Genomic DNA, 19642 nt, shown 5'->3' on the forward strand with positions numbered 1-19642 from the left:
CATACACCCCCATGTATTGTTTGTTACAGTCTACAAGAAAGCGTTAACACTTCATATTTTTTTAAGTTAAAAAACTAATAAACAATTAAAATAAGGGGGTCTTTTGGATTAGAAAAAAATCCCTGAGAATCGTCTTCCCAGGGGAGAATGTTTTATCTTTTTCCTTTAATATAAGGCACGCCATTGGCTTTTGGCGCATCTGCCCGCCCGATAAAGCCCGTTAAAGCGAGAATCGTTAAGACATAAGGAGCCATCAGCATATACACATTTGGTATGTCTTTAAAAAGAGGGAGCAGCGATCCAATGATGCTTAAGCTTTGGGCGAATCCGAAAAACAGGGCGGCCCCCAGTGCTCCGATCGGATGCCATTTTCCGAATACAAGCGCTGCCAGGGCGATAAAGCCTTGCCCGGAGATGGTAGAGTGCGTGAAATCAAGCGCAATTGTGGAGGCATATACGCCGCCGCCGAGACTGCCGAACAATCCGCTGATCATCACGCCGATGTAGCGCATTTTATATACGTTGATTCCCATCGTATCGGCCGCCATCGGATGCTCTCCGACAGAACGGATACGAAGGCCGAACGGCGTTTTGAACAAGATAAACCAGGAAATAAAGGCAAGTGCTATTGCAAGAATAGACGTATAATAGACATCCGAAAAGAAGATCTTTCCCAAGACGGGAATATCGCCCAAACCGGGGATTTTTGTCTTATAAAAAGGCTCTGGAATTTTGTCTGTCTGCGCTTTGCCGTAGATCAGTTTGACGATAAATAAAGTTGCCCCAAGCGCCAGCATGTTAATGGCGACACCGCTGACTGTCTGGTCGGCGCGAAACGAAATCGCCGCTGCCGCGTGAATAAGTGAAAACAGGGCGCCTGCTGCCATGGCGGCAAGGAGCGAAAGCCAAGGTGCGGCGGCACCTAATTCCGGACCAAAAAATAAATTAAATAACACGCTGGTGAACGCCCCGATAATCATGAGGCCTTCTAGACCGATATTTACCACACCTGATCTCTCGGAAAACACGCCGCCGAGAGCAGTTAAAATAAGCGGGGCCGCATAGACGAGTGTGGCAGGGACAATGATAGATAAAATCTGCACAATGTCCACTTAGTTCGCCCCCTTTTTCTTCAATTTGCCCATGACGAAACGAATCGCATAGCTTGAAGCCACAAACAGAATAATAATGGCAATCACAATATCAACGACCTCTGATGGAACGCCTGATTCAATCGGCATATTTAATGCGCCGATTTTCAGCCCGCCAAGCAGGCATGCAGCCAGTACAATGCCGACGGCTGTGTTTCCCCCGAGAAGAGCGACAGCGATACCGTCAAAGCCTACGCCGGTAAATGCGCCTTTCACTGCTGCGTATTCAAATGTTCCTAGGCCCTCCATGGCTCCGGCAAGGCCTGCAAAAGCGCCGGAGATAAGCATGGAGGTCATGATATTCTTCCGCACGCTCATGCCGGCATACTGGGAAGCGTGCTGGTTAAACCCGACCGCCCGGAGCTCAAATCCCTTTGTAGTTTTGTTGATGATAAACCACATGATAACTGCTCCGAGAAGGGCAACGATGATTCCCAAATGCAGCCGTGAGTAATCGGTGATCTGTTCAAGAAAAGGAGAGCGGAGGGAGGCGGATTCGTGAATTTTCCCCGTCTTGTCCTGATGATCTGTCAAAACGTTTGAAATGATGTAATTGGTCATGTGCAGCGCGATATAATTCATCATAATGGTGACAATGACTTCATGAACGTAAAATCGCGCTTTCAAAATGCCGGGAATTAACCCCCATAATCCTCCTGCAGCTGCCGCTGTAATCAATGCGAGCGGCAAGTGAATATATGCCGGTCCGTCAAACGCCGTACCGACCCAAACCGCTACTGTCCAGCCGACGAGCAGCTGGCCCTCGACGCCGATATTAAAGAGTCCGGTTCGGAATGCAAAGGCGACAGCCAATCCGGATAAAATATAAGGCGTAATTTGCCGGATTGTTTCTCCGACATAATAGATTTCTCCGAATATCCCATTCCACAAAGCCGAATATCCGCTGGCCACACTGTAGCCGCTCACAAGCATAATCAACGCGCCGGCCGCAAGACCAAGGATGATTGCGATGAGCGGCACGAGTAAATGAGAGAGTCGTTTAACCATTTGCTTTCCCCGCTTCCTTTTGTGTGCTTCCGGCCATCAAGAGACCAAGCTCCTGTTCAGTGGTGTCCTGCGGATTAACGCTGGCGATAATGCGTCCTTCAAAAATAACGGCGATTCTGTCACTGAGATTCATAATTTCTTCAAGCTCAAACGAGAGGAGAAGAACGGCCTTCCCGGCATCACGCTGCTCAATGAGCTTTTTATGGACAAATTCAATGGCTCCGACATCAAGGCCGCGAGTCGGTTGGGCGGCGATTAATAAATCAGGATTTCGGTCTACTTCCCGCCCGATAATCGCTTTTTGCTGGTTTCCGCCTGACAATGCCCGCGCGTGTGTATATTCATCCGGCGTTCTGACGTCGTACTCAGTGATCAGGCTGCGTGCTTTTTTGTACATTTCGCCTTTATGTAAAACGCCCAATGCTGAATACGGCTTTTTGTAATAGCTTTGCAGCAGGATATTCTCTCCGATTGGAAAATCAAGGACGAGACCGTGTTTATGGCGATCCTGAGGAATATGCCCGATCCCGGATTCAGTGATTTTTCTTGGCGTCAGGTTTTGGATCTGTTTTCCGTTTAAGGTGATTGTTCCTGAATCTGTTTTGCGGAGTCCTGTCACCGCTTCGATCAGCTCTGATTGCCCGTTTCCGTCGACGCCGGCTATGCCGACTATTTCTCCCGCTTTGACAGAAAGAGACAAATCTCTGACTGTCTCTATTCCGCGGGTATCTTTTACAGTTATGCCGTCAATCGCAAGCACTTCCGCTCCCGGCTGAGCAGCTCTCTTTTCGGTTTTGAACGATACCTCACGGCCGACCATTAGACTGGCGAGTTCGTCTTGGTTTGTATCACGGACATCAAGGGTTTTGATGCCTTTTCCTTTACGGATAACCGTAACGCGGTCACAAATCTCCATAATCTCTTTCAGCTTATGGGTGATTAAGATGATGGACTTCCCTTCTTTGACCAGGTTCTTCATAATTTGCATCAGTTCCTTAATTTCATGAGGCGTCAAAACAGCCGTCGGTTCATCAAAAATCAGAATGTCGGCACCGCGGTAGAGGGTTTTTAATATTTCTGCGCGCTGCTGCATTCCGACTGATATGTCAGCTGCTTTTGCTTCAGGATGGATCTGCAGGCCGTATCGATCGGAAATGTCCTGCACCTCTTGGCCAGCACGCTTCCGGTCAATTCTGCCAAACTTCTTTGGCTCTTTCCCGAGAATAATATTTTCAGCAACTGTAAAGGTGTCAACAAGCATAAAGTGCTGGTGTACCATTCCAATTCCAAGGTCATTCGCTTTGTTCGGGCTGTTGATGTGCACCTTCTCGCCGCGCACCCGAATTTCACCCCGCTCCGGCTGATACAGTCCGAAAAGGACATTCATCAACGTTGATTTCCCCGCCCCGTTTTCACCGAGCAACGCGTGTATTTCGCCTTTTTTGACTTGAAGATTGATATTATCATTGGCGACGATACCAGGAAACTCTTTACGGATATTGAGCATTTCAATGACATATTCCATTGATTGACCGCTCCTTTTTTCAAAATAAAAGAAAAACAAGGGATAAGGGCTCGACCTCCTTATCCCTGCGATTCTTATTCAGCTTTGAAGGTTTTCAGCTCTTTCTCGGTTGCCGGGACTTCCAATCCGTCGATGATTTTTTTCTTCCATTTATCGACCGCTTTGATCACATCATCCGATAGATTTTGTTTAGATGGAGAAATGCCGACTCCGTCTTGATCAAGCCCGTAGGTAAGTGTTTCGCCGCCCGGGAACTTTCCGTCGCTCGCTTTTTTCGTTACATCTTCAACGACTGTATCTACTTTTTTCACCATGGAAGTGAGGGTGACGTTATCATCTGTTCCTTCTACCTGGCCTTCTGCGTATTGGTCTTTATCGACACCTATGACCCAGACATCGCGTTTTGGATCTTCTTTTTTCAGGTTTTTCGCTTCAGTAAAGACGCCTGTGCCAGTGGCGCCCGCAGAGTGATAAATAACATCTACGCCTGATTTATACATGCTTTCGGCGGTTGCTTTACCGACATCGGCTTTATCGAACCCCCCTGCGTATTTCACTTCTACAACGGCTTTAGGGTTAACTGCTTGCACGCCGGCACGGAAGCCGACCTCGAATTTTTTGATTAACTCTGATTCCATGCCGCCTACAAAGCCGATTTTTCCTGATTTGCTTGATAGGGCTGCGGCCACTCCGACGAGAAATGAGCCTTCCTGCTCTTTAAACGTAATACTTGCGACGTTGTCTTTATCGACAACAGCATCTATAATCGCAAAGTTTGTATTTTTGCGCTGGTCAGCAATTTCGCTGATTGAATCCTCCATTAAGTAGCCGACGCCGTAAATTAAGTCAAAATTCTCACGCGCCAATTTATTTAAGTTCGTTGTATAGTCTGCATCTGATTTGGATTGAAGGTAGTCGTAACCGTTTTTGCCTTTTTTCAGCCCATTCTCTTTCCCAAAGGCTTGGATGCCTTCCCAGGCTGATTGGTTGAAGGATTTGTCATCCACTCCGCCTACGTCAGTAACCATCGCCACACTGAATTTGTTTTTGCCTTCGCCTGAGCCGCTGCTTTTTTCGCTGTTTCCGCATGCTCCTAATATGGTGCCTGCTGCGATCACAAGTGACATCGCCAATCCGATTTTTCGTTTATTCAAGATATAACCCCCCAGAAAAATTTGGTTCAAAGCTGATCCGGCCAGTCATGTGATGGGCTGTCCTGAACAATTTCTTATAATCGATAAAATTTTCTGATAATAACAAATGGAATGCGCTGAGACAGTTCTATTCTTCCCTGAATAAGCGTGGTGTGAGTATTTCCTTCGAAAGGCGGGGAAGAGAAGGATGCGGAAGGCGTTCCGGGCGGAAAACCGTGACATCGTTTTCTGAAGTAAGACTTATGACTTAGTTTTTCGGGATCAACTTACCAATCATAATTTATCATTTAACTAATAAGAAATAAATAGAATTTCGCATAATTTTTTTAAAAAGTATCTATTTTTAGAATTGTTTGCTTAAAAATGTTGAAAGGCCCTTTGTTATTCTTGTATAACTTAACAACAATAGAATCAAGCATCTTGGCAAGAGATATGACAGGAAAAACGCACTGCTCAAAACAAGCAGTGCGTTTTCTTATAGATATTGCTTTATTCCGTTAAGGTTACTGTTGTTGACATTGTACTGAAACACAGGTCTTCCGATCGTTCCGTACGCCATTTCTACATTCAGAACCTGTATATCTTCAAGAAACTTTAAGTATTTTCGTATGGATACTTGAGAGATTTCTGTGTGCTTTGCCAAGTCTTCTGTCGTAAAAGATTCATTTTCAAATGACTGGATACTGGACCAGATCAGCTTCAGCGTGCTTTTTGTCAGGCCTTTAGGAAGCTGCACTTTTTCTGTTGCTTCTTTCTTTTGAAAAAGCTCGGCGTCCAGTTCTTTTTGGCTCATGTTGCGATGGGTTGAATACACCTTTTGTTTTCGTCTGTAATCAGACAGAGCCGTTTGGAATCGTTCAAATTCAAATGGTTTGATTAAATAATCAACAGCTCCGTACCGAAGTGTTTTCTTGATCACGTCAAGCTCGCTGGCCGCTGAGATGACAATCACGTCAACCGCTTCATTTTGGGCTCTCAATTCCGTCAGCAGTTCCAGCCCGTTTTTTCCCGGCATATAAATATCAAGCAAAATGAGGTCGATATGATGCTCGCCTAAAATATGCAGAGCGCTTTGAAAGGAAGAAGCGATGCCTTTCAGCTGAAAGCCATCTATTTGGCTTAAGTATCGTTTATTTAATTCACCCACCATGGGGTCATCTTCAACTATTAGTACATTAATCATGATTTTCCTCCTTCGGTTCGTACGGGATGCGAATACTGAATGTCGTTCCTTCATTCTTTTCGCTTGTGAGGATCATTTGGCCTTTTAAATTTTCGATGCTTTGCTGTGTGAAATAAAGGCCGAACCCCCGGTTTTTGCCCTTTGTTGAATAGCCTTGTTCAAATACTTTGGCTTGGTCTTCTTCGGACATACCTGCTCCAGTATCTGTAATTTCAATATCAAGTATGCTGTCATGGAAGCGCATGGACATGGTGATTTGTTTTTTCGGCATATCGGCAACGGCGTCTAAGCCATTGTTGATGAGATTTCCGATGATTGTAATGAGCTCATGGATGACAGAAGGGTCTGCCGCGTTCGGGATGACACCGTTGCATTCAATATCAAGATTTGCGCCCTGCTCACGTATAAAGCTTTGCTTTCCGAGCAGAAAACCGGCCAGTACGGAGCTTTTGACATCATTTATAATTTCACTTGTTTCTGATTTTTGCTGTATGGCTATATCTTTAATATAATCTCCAAGATCATCATACTCTTTCAGCTGGACGAGACCTAATATCACATGCAGTTTGTTCATAAATTCATGAGACTGCGCTCTCAGTGCGTTTGCATACATTTTAACACCGGAAAGCTGTTCAGCTAAATGTTTTACCTCGGTCTTGTCGCGGAAAGTTGCAATCGCTCCGACAGTTTGTCCTTTCAGCTGGATAGGAACTTCATTAAACACAAGCTCCAGCCCGTTAATGCGGACGTCTCTGTCTTGAAGAGGTTTTTTGGTCTCAATGACCTTTTTCAAGCGGCTTTTCGGCAAGATGTCATCTACATCCTGATCAATGGGATTTGTGTTGATGCCCATTTTGACGAATAGGCGTTTTGCTTCCGCGTTGGCAAGTTTAATTTTGCCATGTTCATCGACAGCGAGTATTCCTTCCTTCGTCGATTCCAGCATCGCGCTCCGTTCTTCAAGCAGAGTCGCAATTTCATAAGGTTCAAGTCCGTACATGATATTTTTCACTGTACGGGCGACGATAACGGCTCCGATCACACCGACGAAGATGCTGACGCAAATAATAAAGTAAAGCGGCCGTAAGCTATGGCTGATCACTTCATCAATTTCATTTACGGTGATGCCGACCGCGACTGCACCGACTTGTTTTCCATTCTCCGCGTAGACAGGGACGAACGCTCTCTGCGATTTCCCGAGCGTGCCAGAGGCTGTGCTGATATGGACATGCCCTTTTAATACCTCGGACTCATCACCGCCTCTGAATTTTTTTCCGATTTTGCTCGGGTCAGGATGAGTTTTGCGGATACCGTTCATATCCATGACGACAACAAATTCCGTGCCGGTAATTTTCTGAACCCGCTTTGTGTAGCTCTGCAGTTCCTTTTGTTTTTTTCCGCTTTCTAAAGCAGCGGCTGTCATCGGCGCCTCAGCTACCATTTCAGCAGTCTGCAGCGCAGTGGCCTTTTCCTGATCTCTAATTCGTTTGGTGGTTTGGGCACCGACTGTAAAAAACGTAATGAGCAATGCGATTAATACAACGATACAAACAAATATGGTGAGTCTGGTTTGCAGTTTTAATGTTTTTTTCATATAAAACTTCCTTACGTTTTATGATTCCTGCGTACTACTTTACTCTCAAAATGCTGCTTTGTGAAGATTTGGGACCGTAATTCGTAAAAAGGAGAAAAAATGGAATAATTTATCTTGTCAATGTGTTTTAAGTCCTCCATAATAAATGAGGTAGATTATAGAAAGGGACTTTTTTATATGAAAAATACTTATTTGACAGGATATTTTCCGCTGATTGCGATCCTGCTTTTTAGTTCGTCCTTATCCATCTCAACTTCACTTTATGCGTTGAAGATGCTGTCTTCATTTGGAATGTATGATGGAATGCTCGATTATTTTTCAGAGAAAGGAATCAGGCTTGCGTTATTTGCTGCCTTTGCACTTTTATATTTTATGGTTCTGTCCGCTCTGAAATTAATTGCAAATACCGTGACCGAGCTGTCATTGCTGTTTTTTGCTAATGATCCGGAAGGGAACAACCTGAAAAAACTCAGAATGGGTTCCATGATTTATTTGGGCGGCGGGATTTTATCATTTGTGCTCTTGCAAAATGTCATTTGGATTGTGATCTGGTTTGCGGTCGTCACGCTCGCTTACTTTGTGTTTACCGTATACCGGATTTATTCGACGCTTTCTCTCATGTCATTAGTTGGATTCATTCTATTGGAACTGCTGTTTTGGTTTACCTTTGTTATCGGTATTCTGTTCATATTTATCAAGCTTTATAATAGCATAATGGCTAGCTTACCTGTGTAAGCTAGCCATTTCAGCGTTTGGTGGTCAGATTTGCGCTTCGTGCTCTATACGCAATGAAACGGCGGCTAGATTCTCAGGTTTCCGCCGTTTCACATCCAATGCTCGCTCTTCATCGACTTCAAAAGTTTTCAATCACGCTGAAAAGATGACAAAATCCTAAAACGAAGCCGTTTTAGGATTTTGTCAACAATCTGTGATGGCTAGCTTCCTAGCCATTTTTTATTTACGGTAAAAATCTTTTTTTAATAGAAGGGGAGGGGAGCATACATTCATTTTTTTTGCCAAACCACTTATAGCGGTTGTTGGCAATGAAAGAATAGACCATATCTCTGACAGGCTTCGGCACTGCGAAAAACAGGACGAAGAGCCGCCATGGGCCTCGCAGATGCCTGAAAACCTTAATGGCTGCAGTTGACTTTGTGTACACTTGGCCGTCTTCAATAAAGACAAAGCTGTCAAACCGATCAGTCGGAAGCCCGCTTTTTTTCAGCAGGCTCTGTCCTGTTTCCGACTGCAACGATGTGAAAGAAATCAATCCGTCCGGATCACGTTTAATGATAAACTGCACGGCGCCATTGCATAAATTGCAGACACCATCAAACAGCAAAACGCGATTTGGTATTTGTTCTGAAGTCACCCCATATCCCCTCCGATCCTTTAATAAGCCGCTTGCAGCGTTCCTTTCCAGATGGAAAGCTGAGGGCTGATGCTGTGAAGATATTCAACGCTGGTCGGTGTATCCTTTCCGACCCAGACACCCATTGTATACGTATCAGTCAGGCCGACAAACCACATATCGTGATAATCATTTGATGTTCCGGTTTTACCGCCGATGTAAGGCGCATGGAAATATGCTTTTTTCCCTGTTCCGCTTTTCACAACGGAAGACATCAGTTTTTTCAGCTGCATGTTCGTGCGGACGCTGAATATTTGAGTCGCTTTATCATTCCATTTATAAAGCGTTTTTCCTTTAAGGTCTGTCACCTTTGTAATCGCATGGCTCGGCGTATAGCTTCCGCTGTTTCCGAATGTCGTATAAGCCTTTGTCATCTCAAGAGGCGTCATGCCGTTTGTAAATCCGCCAAGCGCTGCCGGAAGAAGATAGTCACTGTCGACAAGTTTGGCAAAATGATACGGCTCAATATAACTGAATGCCTTTTGGATGCCGACGCGGTCGAGCATTCTAATAGCCGGGGTATTATATGAATTTTTAAACGCCGTATCAAGCGTCACTGTGCCGTAAGTGCGGTTATTGTAGTTTTGCGGACAGTAGTCTTTGCTGCAAAACTTGCTGGCATCAATGGTGCTGCTTGTTGTCGCGCCGGTCTGTTCAATATAAGGGCCGTAATCAAGAAGCGGCTTAATGGATGACCCCGGCTGCCTGTACGCCTGGTAGGCCCGGTTAAAGTCATATTTTTGATAGTTTTTCCCGCCGGATAGAGCGATGATTTGATGCGTCTGGTGATTAATCACAGCCGCTCCGCCCTGTACGTCCGCATACGGGAGCTTGGAATTCATTTGTGCCACAACTTGATTTTGCATGTACGGATCAAGTGCAGTATAAATTTTCACTCCGTCTTTCATCAGCGTGCTGACTCTTGCGGACAGCTCGTTCTCGATCTTTTCTTTTTGTTTTCCTGATGCTTTTTGAAGGCGTTTATCAAAGCCTTCTGATTCAGACACCAGCTGAGTGAATTCATCATTGACGTAGGAAACGTAGTCAGGATATTTGTCTTCTCTTTTTTCAACATCCAGTTTGATTTTTTGTTTTACGGCTTTTTTCAGCTCTTTGTCCGTAATGACCCCGGCATCTTTTAGCCCTTTAAGCAAACGTTCTTGACGGCTTTTCGTGTAGTCAAAATGCTTGAGAGGATCATATAATGTAGGGTTATTAGGTATAGCACAGATAAAAGCCATTTCTCCCAGTGTGAGAGATTTCAGCGGTTTGCTGAAATAGAATTCAGCCGCTGAACCGACGCCATAAACACCATTGTTAAAATAAATGGTATTTAAGTAAGCTTCAAGAATTTCATTTTTCGTATATTTTTTCTCCAGCTGATAGGAATACGCGAGCTCTGTCAGCTTGCGGCTGAAGGAGCGTTCGTGGCTCAAATACAAGTTTCTTGAAAGCTGCTGTGTGATGGTGCTGGCGCCCTGGTCAATTTTCTTGTCTTTTACGTTAGAAACAGTAGCCCGCACCATTCCCATAAAGTCAAAGCCTTTATGCTCGTAAAAATGGCGGTCCTCAGATGTTAAGAAAATCTGTTTGACTTCCTCGGGAATCTTGTTAAATGGAACGAGCACACGGTTTTCGTGGTCGCTGACGATTTCCGAGACAAGGGAGCCGTCCCTGTCATACATGTAGCTGTTCTGAACAAGGCTGATATCTTTCAGATTAATATTTTTATCAAGCACCTGATCCAGGGACTTCATTTGTTTTACTTCTTTTCCGGAAGCGATAACTGTAAATGCAAACAATGGGATTATGCAAAGGAGCAAAATCCATCCGATTATTTTTCGTAACATGGTCACTCTCTTTTCTCCTAAATTCTAGCCATATCGTACCATTCTTTTGAGATTACGAGAAGGTTAAATTTAGAAGATTCCTCAGTTTTTTCTCGGAATCAGCTTGCTTTGGCATAAGAATCTTTCCGAAGTTTCTGCATGATCCAAAGCATGCAGGCGCCGGCGAAAAAGAGAAACGCCGTGACGTAAAAGGTGGCCGAAATGGCAAAATGGCTCGATATGATTCCGCCGAGCAGAGGCCCGAGCACGTTTCCTAAAAAGCGAAAGCTGACATTGTAGCCGAGAACTTCACCTTGAATGCTGCCTGGAGCCTGAACGCGGATCGCTGCCGTAATGCATGGCAGCAAACCGCCCATCGCCATTCCGAATAAAAATCTGAAAACAAGGAGCACGCTGAGTGAGGACGCGAGCGCCTGCGGAATAAAAAAGAAAGAGGCGGCGAGCAAAAGTCCGATTAAAATGCGGCGGTGGCCGTAGCGGTCGCCCAGATCACCCCATTTTCTAGCCAGCAGCAAACTTCCGAGCCCCGTTGCTGAGAATGCCATGCCGGAGAAAAAGGCAAGATTGACAGGTCCGTGCAGCTCATTTACATATAAAGCGAGCAGGGGCTGAATACTGAAATTGCCTGTTTGAATCAGCATGGTTAACAGCATCATGACCCACAGCGCCGGCTGGTGAAAAATATAGGAGAGCACTTCTTTTCTCGAGTATGACGTACGTTTGGCTGTTTTCTCGGCAAGAGGCTTTTCTTTGACACCAAATAACACGAGAAGAACAGACGAGAAAATCACAAAGGATGTGATAAAAAAGGTATACGTAAAGCCGAAACGATCAGCAAGCATGCCTCCCAAAAGCGGGCCGAACAAGCTTCCGGACACTTGCCCCATTTGCAGCGTGCCAAGTGTTTTGCCGGCTGAGCTCTTCGGAGTCTGTGCCGAAATCATCGCAAGAGATGTCGGGATGAATCCGGTTACAAGGCCCATTGCCATACGCAGAAAAAACAATTGGTACACCGATGTAACAAAGCCCATGAAGAAAATGCTGAGGGCAATGCCCGTTCCGGTTGCCATAAGGATTTTCTTGTATCCGCGTTTGTCTCCGAACCGTCCCCAAAACGGGGATACCAAAAACGCCATGAGAAATGTAATGCCGAACACATAGCCGCTCCACCTTTGCACAAAGCCGTTTGAAAAAGAGCTGAGCGTCTCAATGTATAAGGAGAGAAAAGGAACGATCATCGTTGTGCTAGCGGAGACAAAAAAGTTCGCCAGCCACACAATGACAAAGTTTTTCTTACGGATAGAAATAACATCACCTTCTTATTATTTCGGGTTCCTTACTAATTATAAAGAAACGATTCACAATTTAAAAGAAACGAAGCGGCTGGGAAAATTCATTATTTTTAGAAAATGAAGAAATGTCGAGAAGGGGAATTGATATACTATAAAGATAGCATTTTCTGATCGGAGGAAAGGCAGGTGTAAAAAGGTGACGACAAACAGCTTACTCATTATTGATTTCGAATTTACAATGCCCGATGGAAAGTACAGTCCTCAAAACTTCTTCCCGGAAATCATTGAAGCCGGAATTGTAAAGTCGATTGATGATGAAGTGGTTGAGACGTTTTCTAGCTATGTTAGACCGAAAAAGTTCCCGAAACTTACGAAACGCTGCAAATCATTTTTAAAAATAACCCAAAAACAGGTAGACGAAGGAATGAGATTCGAGGATCTCATCCGTAAACTAAACGAGCTGGATCCTGAGAAAAACAGCACAATTATTACGTGGGGAAACATGGATATGAAAGTGCTGAAGCAAAACTGTATGTTTAACCATATCCCTTTCCCGTTTAAGGGAGAAATGAGAGATTTATCGCTTGAATACAAAAACTTTTTTGGAGACCGGACATTGACGGGTTTATGGAAAGCTGCCGAAGAGTATGGAGATTCCGGAACCGGCACCCATCATAAAGCGCTTGATGATGCCCTCACAGCATATAAACTTTTTAAGCTTGTTGAGCAGGATAAGCAGTATCTCGAAAAGCCAAAACCGCCCACAATCGGCGAAAGAATCGATTTAACCGAACTGTTGAAGCGCGCGACGTAAAAAACCCAATCTTTTGTCAGACTGGGTTATGGCCGGTTAAAATATTCTTTTTCTAAGATGTCCAGATTATGAAGGGAGCGTTTTGCCCACTCCGAACCATCCTCATTCAATTTGGCTCTCAGCTGTGCTGTCGCCTCCCGCAGAGATTCGGTATAATCCGGCACTTCACCGTCATAAGGCTTCACCATATGGTGGGGGATGTTGGTCTGTTCACCATATGCGAGCGCTTTTCTCTCATGAAAAAATGGCACATCCGCCTGTTTTGGATGATGAAGGTCTCCTTGAGCGGGATGGGTAAGAACCGCTTTCACTTTCACTAAATAGTGCTGCGGCCTGCAAGCCGTGATTTCTCCTATGTATACACCTGTTTTGTAAAATCCTTTAACGATAGAGCCTGTCTCAAACGTGCTCATCTGTCATCACCTCGCATTTATTCTATTAAAGTTCCAATCGATTTGCTAGTGAGGAAGATCAGCGGGAAGCTTAATGGTCACCGTAGTGCCTTTTTGGAAGCTGCTGTTAAATGAAATGGTCCCGTGATGATGTTCAATAATGGAAAAGGTTACGGTGAGGCCGAGTCCCGTTCCGTTCGTTTTTAAGGAATAATAAGGTTCGCCGAGTTTTTGCATTTGATGGTCTGTCATCCCGACCCCATTGTCTGTGATGTTAATCATGATCGTATGGCCGTTTCTTTTGGCTGATATGTGGATCATTCCCTTCCCGTGAGGAACCGCTTCAATACTGTTTTTCATCAGGTTGATGACAGCCTGCTTCAGCTTTGTTGCGTCTCCGTATATCAAAAGGTCCGGTTCTGTTTCAGCCTCGACGGTTACTGACTTGTAATTGGCGTACGACACCATAAGGGAGCTTGTCTCTTTAATAAGGCCAGATAGGTCAAAAACTTCTTTTTCGTATAATTGCTGTTTGGCCATATCGAGATAGTTTGTAATAATGCCTTGCGCCCGGTCAAGCTCTGACAGTACAAGCTTTTTGTAATCCGCACTCGACTTGTTTTGTAGGGTTTCGTCATTAAAAAGCAGCTGGACAAACCCGCGGACAACTGTCAGCGGATTCCTGACTTCATGAGCGACGCTCGCTGCCAGTTCACTCACAATCGTCATTTTTTCAGAGTGGATAAGCTGTGAACGCAGGGCGATATTTTCGGCGATGCTTTCGATAATATAGATGCTTAATAGAAGAACACTGGAGCGGAAAAGCCCTGAGACTGCCGCCTCGTAAATGAAATTTCCTGATTTTTGAAAATTTAAAATATTCAAGGCAGAAAGAATCCAGCTTGAGGCGAAAAATAGGAAAATCTCCACGCAGCTGATCAATAAAGACAGCAGCAGTTTTTTCGCTTTGGACATGAATGGCCATTTTTTCTGAAATAAGATTGGGATAATGATAAGAAAAGGCAGCAAAGTGAAAACAAACATTGCGGAAGGTTCGTAAAAAAGCAGTTCAAAACATAGGACAGATGCGGCGACCGTAAGTCCGGAAGCGGTACTAATGTAAAATAAACAAATGATAACGGGAATCATCTGAAGGCCGTATTGTATGTAGTCCATTTCATGAATCGGGAAAATAATGCATAAAACGGAGGCGCCGCAGGCGAAGAGCGTGACCAAACCGCTGTTTATTTTTGGCACAAGAATCGCAGGTTTTCCAAGCCAAAACACTTGGTAAAGAAGAATAGGAAACAAAATAAAGCAGATGTGCAGAAGATAGTCTTTTAGAATTTCCATTCGTGTGAAATCCTTTCGTATAAAATATGAATCTATTATAACACTAAATATTAGAAGTAAAATATAAAATTCCTTTATTAAGAACGCCTTTACAAATGAAGACGTAAAGGCGTTTAACAGCTATATTTACGATAATGCGGCTTTGATGCGGCGCAGGCCGTCCTGCAGGGTTGCAAGAGAGCATCCTGCGTTCAGGCGCATAAATCCTTCTCCGCCAGGCCCGTATTTCGTCCCGGGCTCTAAAATAACTTTTCCTTTTTTCAGCATTCTTTGCTGAAGCTCTGCATCGGACAAGCCGTAAGCGCTGAAGTCGAGCCAAATCAAGTATGATGCGTCCGGCTTCATCATTTTGACCTTTGGCAGCTCGGTGCTCAAAAAGGCTTCCGCTTCGTTCATGTTTTTCTCAATGTAAGAGATCAATTCATCGAGCCACGGTCCGCCTTTTGAATACGCGGCTTCGATTGCAGTGACGGCAAATGCGTTCAGTCCGCCTAAACCATTTCGCTGAAGGCTTGCGGAAAACTTGGCGCGCTTCAGGCGATCTGGAATGATGATTGCTGAAGCCTGCAATCCGGCGATATTAAATGTTTTGCTTGGAGCAGCACATGTCACGGAAATATCAGCGAAATCGTCAGAGAGCGAAGCGAACGGCGTGTGTTTGTGTCCGTACAGCATTAAATCGGAATGGATTTCATCCGATACAACTGTGACGCCATGCTCAAGGCACAATTCACCTAGCTTCCATAAATCTTCCCGGCTCCATGAACGCCCAGAAGGGTTATGAGGATTGCATAAAATAAACAATGTAACGCTTGGGTCACTAAGCTTCGTCTCCAAATCTTCAAAATCCATTGCATATGCGCCGTCTTTTTCTAGCAGCGGATTATGTAAAATGTGCCGGCCGTTTTTCTCCACCATATGGTAAAAAGGCGTATAAACTGGAGGCTGAACAACTACTTGATCGCCAGGCTCCGTAAAAGCTTGTACCGCCATGCTCAAAGCCGTTACAACGCCGGGGCTGAATGTGATGCTTTCCGGATTCACCTTCCAGCCGTGCCTGTTTTGCATCCATCCGCACACAGCATCCTTCGTTTTTTGATCTGGAGTTGTATAACCAAAAATACCGTGGTCAAGACGCTCTTTTAACGCTTCAGTTATCGCTTCCGGGGCGCGAAAATCCATATCCGCCACCCACATCGGGAGTGCGTCTGTCACGCCAAATAAGTCGCCTGTTTTGTCCCATTTGACAGATTGGGTGCCAAGGCGTTCTTCTCGTTTATCAAAGTTCATTCTGTTACCCCCTCATGTATGTTTATTCTTCTAAGCTTCACTATGATAAGATAGAACTGCAAATTTTATTATAAGCGGTGATGAATATGGAAGAAAGTCAAGCGGTCAGGGAAATGATTAAGATCATTGCCAAATGGGACCCGTTTAAATATGGAGAAGAGTTTTACGAAACGGAGGCTGTTGATGTCGTGCAGGCAGTCTATGATGAAGACGATCCTGACGTGCTGGCGAAAAGCATTCAGCAAATATTTGAAACTTCTTTTGAACAAACGCTGCCGATCGACAGCTGCCGGGAAGTGGCTGGCCAGCTTTTATTCATTAAAAACAGCAGCTCCTGCACGCCTTAAAAAAACCGGTTCAGCACCGGTTTTTTTGTTATTTGATAAAATCAGCAATGTGTTCAGAAATAAGTTCAGGCCGTTCTTCAGGCACCAGATGTCCGGTCTGGCCAAGTGAGTACAGCACGGAATTAGGCAAATCTGCGTGCAGCCGTTTACCGATCTCCATTGGGACAATTCGATCCTCCTCGCCCCAAATCAATAGAGCAGGCTTGTTCATTTTCTTCAATTGCTCGGGTTCTAAATCTCCTTCTCTGTGGCGGATAAACCTTGTCATGGCTTTGAAAATCTGCTCGTCCTGAAACGGTCTGCCATAGCCGTCAATCATCTCCTCATCAATCAGCGATTTGTCATGCACCACATTTAATAAATTTTTCATCACGCCTTCTTTCGAGAGCCAGCGTTTGATGTAAAGATGAAAATACGGGATATGGGTCCCGAAAATGATCGTCGGGTGTGAACGTTTTAAATACCCTGAACTGCAAAGCAGCACAATCTTTGAAAAAAGCTCAGGCTTTTGGAGAGCAGCAGACAGCGATATCTGCCCGCCCATAGAATGCCCGACAAGCACAGCCTGTTTCACTTGCAAGTGCTCCAAAATCCCAATGACAAGCTTAGCAAGGTTTTGATAGGTATAGATAAACGTTCTTGATTTTTCAGATTGGCCGAAAGGAGGCAAATCAAGCGCGATGATGTCGTACTTGTCCCGAAGGAGAGGAATTACTTTTCTGAAGCTGAATGCAGATGATAAAAAACCGTGTACGCAGACCAGCGTTTGTCTGCCGGGATTTTGATAATGTTCGTAGTATACGTTGACTCCATCGACCGTAAACCGCCTTATTGGTGAAACCGCCTCCATTCTGTGTCACTCCCTTTTTTTGATGGTTGTATTATGCCCTGAAATTGTCAATTCTAGCGGAAGTTTCTCCTCGTTTTTTCTTAGCATTCGTCAAAAAACGTGATATAATGTCATGAGATTTCTTGACATTGCAAAGGTGTGAATCAAATGAAATTGACAGAAAAAGAAACAGAAATATTAGAAATTTTAGACGAAAACAGCCGCGCCGATTTAGAAACAATCGCAAAGATGGCGGGCATCCCTGTAAATGAAGTAAAAACAATTATTGACAAACTGGAGAAAGAAAAGGTTATTATCGATTATTCCGCTATGATTGATTGGCGAAAAGTAGACGGACATGAGGGCGTTACGGCCATGATCGACGTCAAAGTAACACCGAAGCGGGGCGTCGGTTTTGATGAAGTGGCGGAACGGATTTACCGATTCCAAGAGGTTGAATCAGTTTACCTGATGTCAGGCGTATACGATTTGTCTGTCGTGATTCGCGGCAATTCGATGTCTGACGTAGCGCGTTTTGTTTCGGATAAACTGTCCACACTTGATTCAGTTGTATCTACGACAACTCATTTTATCCTGAAAAAATACAAGCATGACGGCAAAGTGTTTGAAACAGGAGACGACGACAAAAGAATCGTGGTGTCCCCGTAAATGACTTCGTATTTATCTGACTATGTACAACAAATAAAGCCGTCCGGCATCCGCAAATTCTTTGATTTGGCGGCAACGATGGAAGGCGTCATTTCTTTAGGCGTCGGCGAGCCTGATTTTGTTACCGCGTGGAATGTCCGCGAAGCAAGCATTCTCTCTCTTGAACAAGGATATACGTCATACACGGCCAATGCGGGTTTATACTCATTGCGGGAGGAAATCAGCCGTTATTTGAGCAACAGGTTTGACCTTAGCTACTCGCCAGATAATGAGCTGATTGTGACAGTGGGGGCAAGTCAGGCTTTGGATATTGCGATCCGCGCCATTGTGAATCCAGGTGAGGAGGTCATCATTCCTGAGCCGTGTTTTGTGGCGTACGATGCGCTTGTTTCTTTGGCAGGCGGTATCCCGGTTCACGTTCATACAACGGCAGACAAAGGATTTAAAGCAACGGCTGCTGATTTTGAAGCGGCAGTCACTGAAAAAACAAAGGCCATTCTCATCTGCTCACCATCGAATCCGACAGGTTCGGTTTATTCGAAGGAAGAGCTGAATGAGATTGCTGAGTTTGCCAAAAAACATGATGTCATCGTTTTAGCCGACGAGATCTACGCAGAGCTGACATATGATGAGGAATTTACAAGTATAGCGGCATTACCGGGAATGAAGGAACGGACGGTAGTCATCTCAGGCTTTTCAAAAGCATTTGCAATGACGGGCTGGAGGCTCGGTTTTGCTGCGGCACCATCCTTGCTTCGGGATGCAATGCTTAAAATTCATCAGTATGCGATGATGTGCGCGCCCGCAATGGCGCAGTTTGCCGCCCTTGAAGGCCTGAAGAACGGCATGGAAGACGTAGAAAAAATGAAAAAAAGCTATCGAAGAAGACGGAATCTGTTTGTAGAATCGCTCAATGAAATCGGTCTCAGCTGTCATCATCCGGGCGGCGCTTTCTATGCTTTTCCATCTATTAAAAGCACGGGAATGAGCTCAGAACAGTTTGCTGAGGAGCTACTTACGCAGGAAAAAGTGGCAGTTGTTCCTGGAAGTGTGTTTGGTCCGAGCGGTGAGGGATATATCCGTTGTTCATACGCAACCTCGATTGAACAGCTTCAAGAAGCGTTAGTCAGAATGAAACGCTTCCTGCACAAAACAACATAAAAAAAGATACGAACCTTTTGTTCGCATCCAATAAAAGGGGGGAATACTAGAAAGCCTTTGGTATTTTTCAGTTTACCCCCTTTTTGCTGTGCATAAACCTGATTTTTTATAAAAAAGTTTTCTTTGCGGAAATAAGACATGTATGATATAATTTTAAATTGCGTATAAACAGATATATAATTTAACTTAGGAGTTGTTATGAATGGCAGCAAAATTTGAAGTGGGCAGTGTTTACACTGGTAAAGTTACAGGATTACAAGCGTATGGTGCGTTTGTTGCATTAGATGAAGAAACTCAAGGTTTAGTACACATTTCTGAAGTGACTCACGGTTTCGTAAAAGATATCAACGAGCACCTTTCAGTTGGCGACGAAGTACAAGTAAAGGTACTTGCTGTTGATGAAGAAAAAGGCAAAATCAGCCTTTCAATTCGTGCGACACAAGCTGCGCCTGAGAAAAAAGAAAGCAAACCAAGAAAACCTAAAGCTGCTCACGTAAGCGAAGAAGCTTCTACACCACAAGGTTTCAACACATTAAAAGATAAGCTTGAAGAGTGGATCGAAATGTCCAACCGCAAAGACCTTATCAAAAAATAAGCATGAAAAAAAGCACCGGACAGG

The 19642-nt window shown here is 44.5% G+C and carries 20 protein-coding genes; 7 read left to right on the forward strand and 13 right to left on the reverse strand.

All coding sequences use genetic code 11. From position 1 onward, the window contains the following. Positions 1-152 precede the first annotated feature (152 nt). The 6 genes from nupQ to maeL all read right to left on the reverse strand — a co-directional run bounded on the left by nupQ (position 153) and on the right by maeL (position 7615). Positions 153-1112: a guanosine ABC transporter permease NupQ gene (gene nupQ / locus ACQVGT_RS05040; RefSeq protein WP_015384512.1), complete on the reverse strand. Its 960-nt coding sequence runs from the start codon at positions 1110-1112 to the stop codon at positions 153-155. Then, entirely contained in the window at positions 1113-2159 is a 1047-nt protein-coding gene (gene nupP / locus ACQVGT_RS05045) for a guanosine ABC transporter permease NupP (RefSeq protein ID WP_015483628.1), read from the reverse strand. Next, positions 2152-3684, reverse strand: a complete 1533-nt coding sequence (gene nupO, locus ACQVGT_RS05050; protein ID WP_015483627.1) for a guanosine ABC transporter ATP-binding protein NupO — start codon at positions 3682-3684, stop codon at positions 2152-2154. The genes nupP and nupO overlap by 8 nt, the downstream gene beginning before the upstream one ends. A 74-nt stretch (positions 3685-3758) precedes the next feature. Continuing rightward, on the reverse strand, positions 3759-4838 hold the full coding sequence (gene nupN / locus ACQVGT_RS05055; RefSeq protein WP_015384509.1) for a guanosine ABC transporter substrate-binding protein NupN: 1080 nt from the start codon (positions 4836-4838) through the stop codon (positions 3759-3761). Positions 4839-5313: 475 nt separating this feature from the next. Next, positions 5314-6021 carry a two-component system response regulator MaeM gene (gene maeM, locus ACQVGT_RS05060; protein WP_014477821.1) on the reverse strand — a complete coding sequence of 236 codons (708 nt, stop codon included), beginning with the start codon at positions 6019-6021 and terminating at the stop codon, positions 5314-5316. Further along, positions 6014-7615, reverse strand: a complete 1602-nt coding sequence (gene maeL / locus ACQVGT_RS05065) for a two-component system sensor histidine kinase MaeL (protein WP_015384507.1) — start codon at positions 7613-7615, stop codon at positions 6014-6016. The genes maeM and maeL overlap by 8 nt, the downstream gene beginning before the upstream one ends. Positions 7616-7792: 177 nt before the next feature. On the opposite strand from maeL, the gene ACQVGT_RS05070 reads away from it, so the two are divergent. Next, positions 7793-8350: a YufK family protein gene (locus ACQVGT_RS05070; protein WP_003228837.1), complete on the forward strand. Its 558-nt coding sequence runs from the start codon at positions 7793-7795 to the stop codon at positions 8348-8350. A gap of 223 nt (positions 8351-8573) precedes the next feature. Here ACQVGT_RS05070 and ACQVGT_RS05075 read toward each other — a convergent pair whose 3' ends face one another. The 3 genes from ACQVGT_RS05075 to ACQVGT_RS05085 form a co-directional block, all read right to left on the reverse strand. Next, a complete protein-coding gene (locus ACQVGT_RS05075) occupies positions 8574-8987 on the reverse strand; it encodes a thiol-disulfide oxidoreductase DCC family protein (RefSeq protein WP_015384506.1) in 414 nt (137 codons plus the stop codon). A gap of 20 nt (positions 8988-9007) precedes the next feature. Beyond that, complete coding sequence (locus ACQVGT_RS05080; RefSeq protein ID WP_080341613.1) at positions 9008-10882, reverse strand: transglycosylase domain-containing protein; 1875 nt, start codon at positions 10880-10882, stop codon at positions 9008-9010. Positions 10883-10974: 92 nt separating this feature from the next. Next, positions 10975-12183 carry a multidrug efflux MFS transporter gene (locus ACQVGT_RS05085; protein ID WP_396121714.1) on the reverse strand — a complete coding sequence of 403 codons (1209 nt, stop codon included), beginning with the start codon at positions 12181-12183 and terminating at the stop codon, positions 10975-10977. Here ACQVGT_RS05085 and ACQVGT_RS05090 point away from each other — a divergent pair. Continuing rightward, the gene (locus ACQVGT_RS05090; RefSeq protein WP_003243502.1) at positions 12086-12289 is read left to right on the forward strand and encodes a hypothetical protein; all 204 of its coding nucleotides are present in this window, start codon (positions 12086-12088) and stop codon (positions 12287-12289) included. The two genes, ACQVGT_RS05085 and ACQVGT_RS05090, sit on opposite strands and share 98 nt — an antisense overlap. A gap of 75 nt (positions 12290-12364) precedes the next feature. Beyond that, a complete protein-coding gene (gene kapD, locus ACQVGT_RS05095; protein WP_015384503.1) occupies positions 12365-12982 on the forward strand; it encodes a 3'-5' exonuclease KapD in 618 nt (205 codons plus the stop codon). Positions 12983-13008: 26 nt separating this feature from the next. Here kapD and kapB read toward each other — a convergent pair whose 3' ends face one another. From kapB to patB, 3 genes are all read right to left on the reverse strand, one after another. Next, positions 13009-13395 (reverse strand): kinase-associated lipoprotein KapB, encoded by a 387-nt coding sequence (gene kapB, locus ACQVGT_RS05100; protein ID WP_015384502.1) that lies wholly within the window; start codon positions 13393-13395, stop codon positions 13009-13011. 45 nt (positions 13396-13440) lie between these two features. Further along, positions 13441-14727, reverse strand: a complete 1287-nt coding sequence (gene kinB / locus ACQVGT_RS05105) for a sporulation sensor histidine kinase KinB (protein WP_015384501.1) — start codon at positions 14725-14727, stop codon at positions 13441-13443. A gap of 126 nt (positions 14728-14853) precedes the next feature. Further along, complete coding sequence (gene patB / locus ACQVGT_RS05110; RefSeq protein ID WP_015483624.1) at positions 14854-16017, reverse strand: cystathionine beta-lyase PatB; 1164 nt, start codon at positions 16015-16017, stop codon at positions 14854-14856. An 86-nt stretch (positions 16018-16103) separates the two neighbouring features. On the opposite strand from patB, the gene ACQVGT_RS05115 reads away from it, so the two are divergent. Beyond that, positions 16104-16364: a YugE family protein gene (locus ACQVGT_RS05115; protein ID WP_014480684.1), complete on the forward strand. Its 261-nt coding sequence runs from the start codon at positions 16104-16106 to the stop codon at positions 16362-16364. Between the two features lie 28 nt (positions 16365-16392). On the opposite strand, the gene ACQVGT_RS05120 is transcribed toward ACQVGT_RS05115, so the two are convergent. Then, a complete protein-coding gene (locus ACQVGT_RS05120; protein ID WP_015384498.1) occupies positions 16393-17214 on the reverse strand; it encodes an alpha/beta fold hydrolase in 822 nt (273 codons plus the stop codon). Positions 17215-17361: 147 nt separating this feature from the next. On the opposite strand from ACQVGT_RS05120, the gene ACQVGT_RS05125 reads away from it, so the two are divergent. The 3 genes from ACQVGT_RS05125 (at position 17362) to yugI (ending at position 19618) form a co-directional block, all read left to right on the forward strand. Then, positions 17362-17862, forward strand: a complete 501-nt coding sequence (locus tag ACQVGT_RS05125) for an Lrp/AsnC family transcriptional regulator (RefSeq protein WP_009968070.1) — start codon at positions 17362-17364, stop codon at positions 17860-17862. Then, entirely contained in the window at positions 17863-19023 is a 1161-nt protein-coding gene (locus ACQVGT_RS05130; RefSeq protein ID WP_003228862.1) for an aminotransferase, read from the forward strand. 202 nt (positions 19024-19225) lie between these two features. Beyond that, entirely contained in the window at positions 19226-19618 is a 393-nt protein-coding gene (gene yugI / locus ACQVGT_RS05135; protein WP_014477809.1) for a S1 domain-containing post-transcriptional regulator GSP13, read from the forward strand. Positions 19619-19642: the final 24 nt, after the last annotated feature.

This window comes from Bacillus sp. SCT118 (assembly GCF_058566435.1).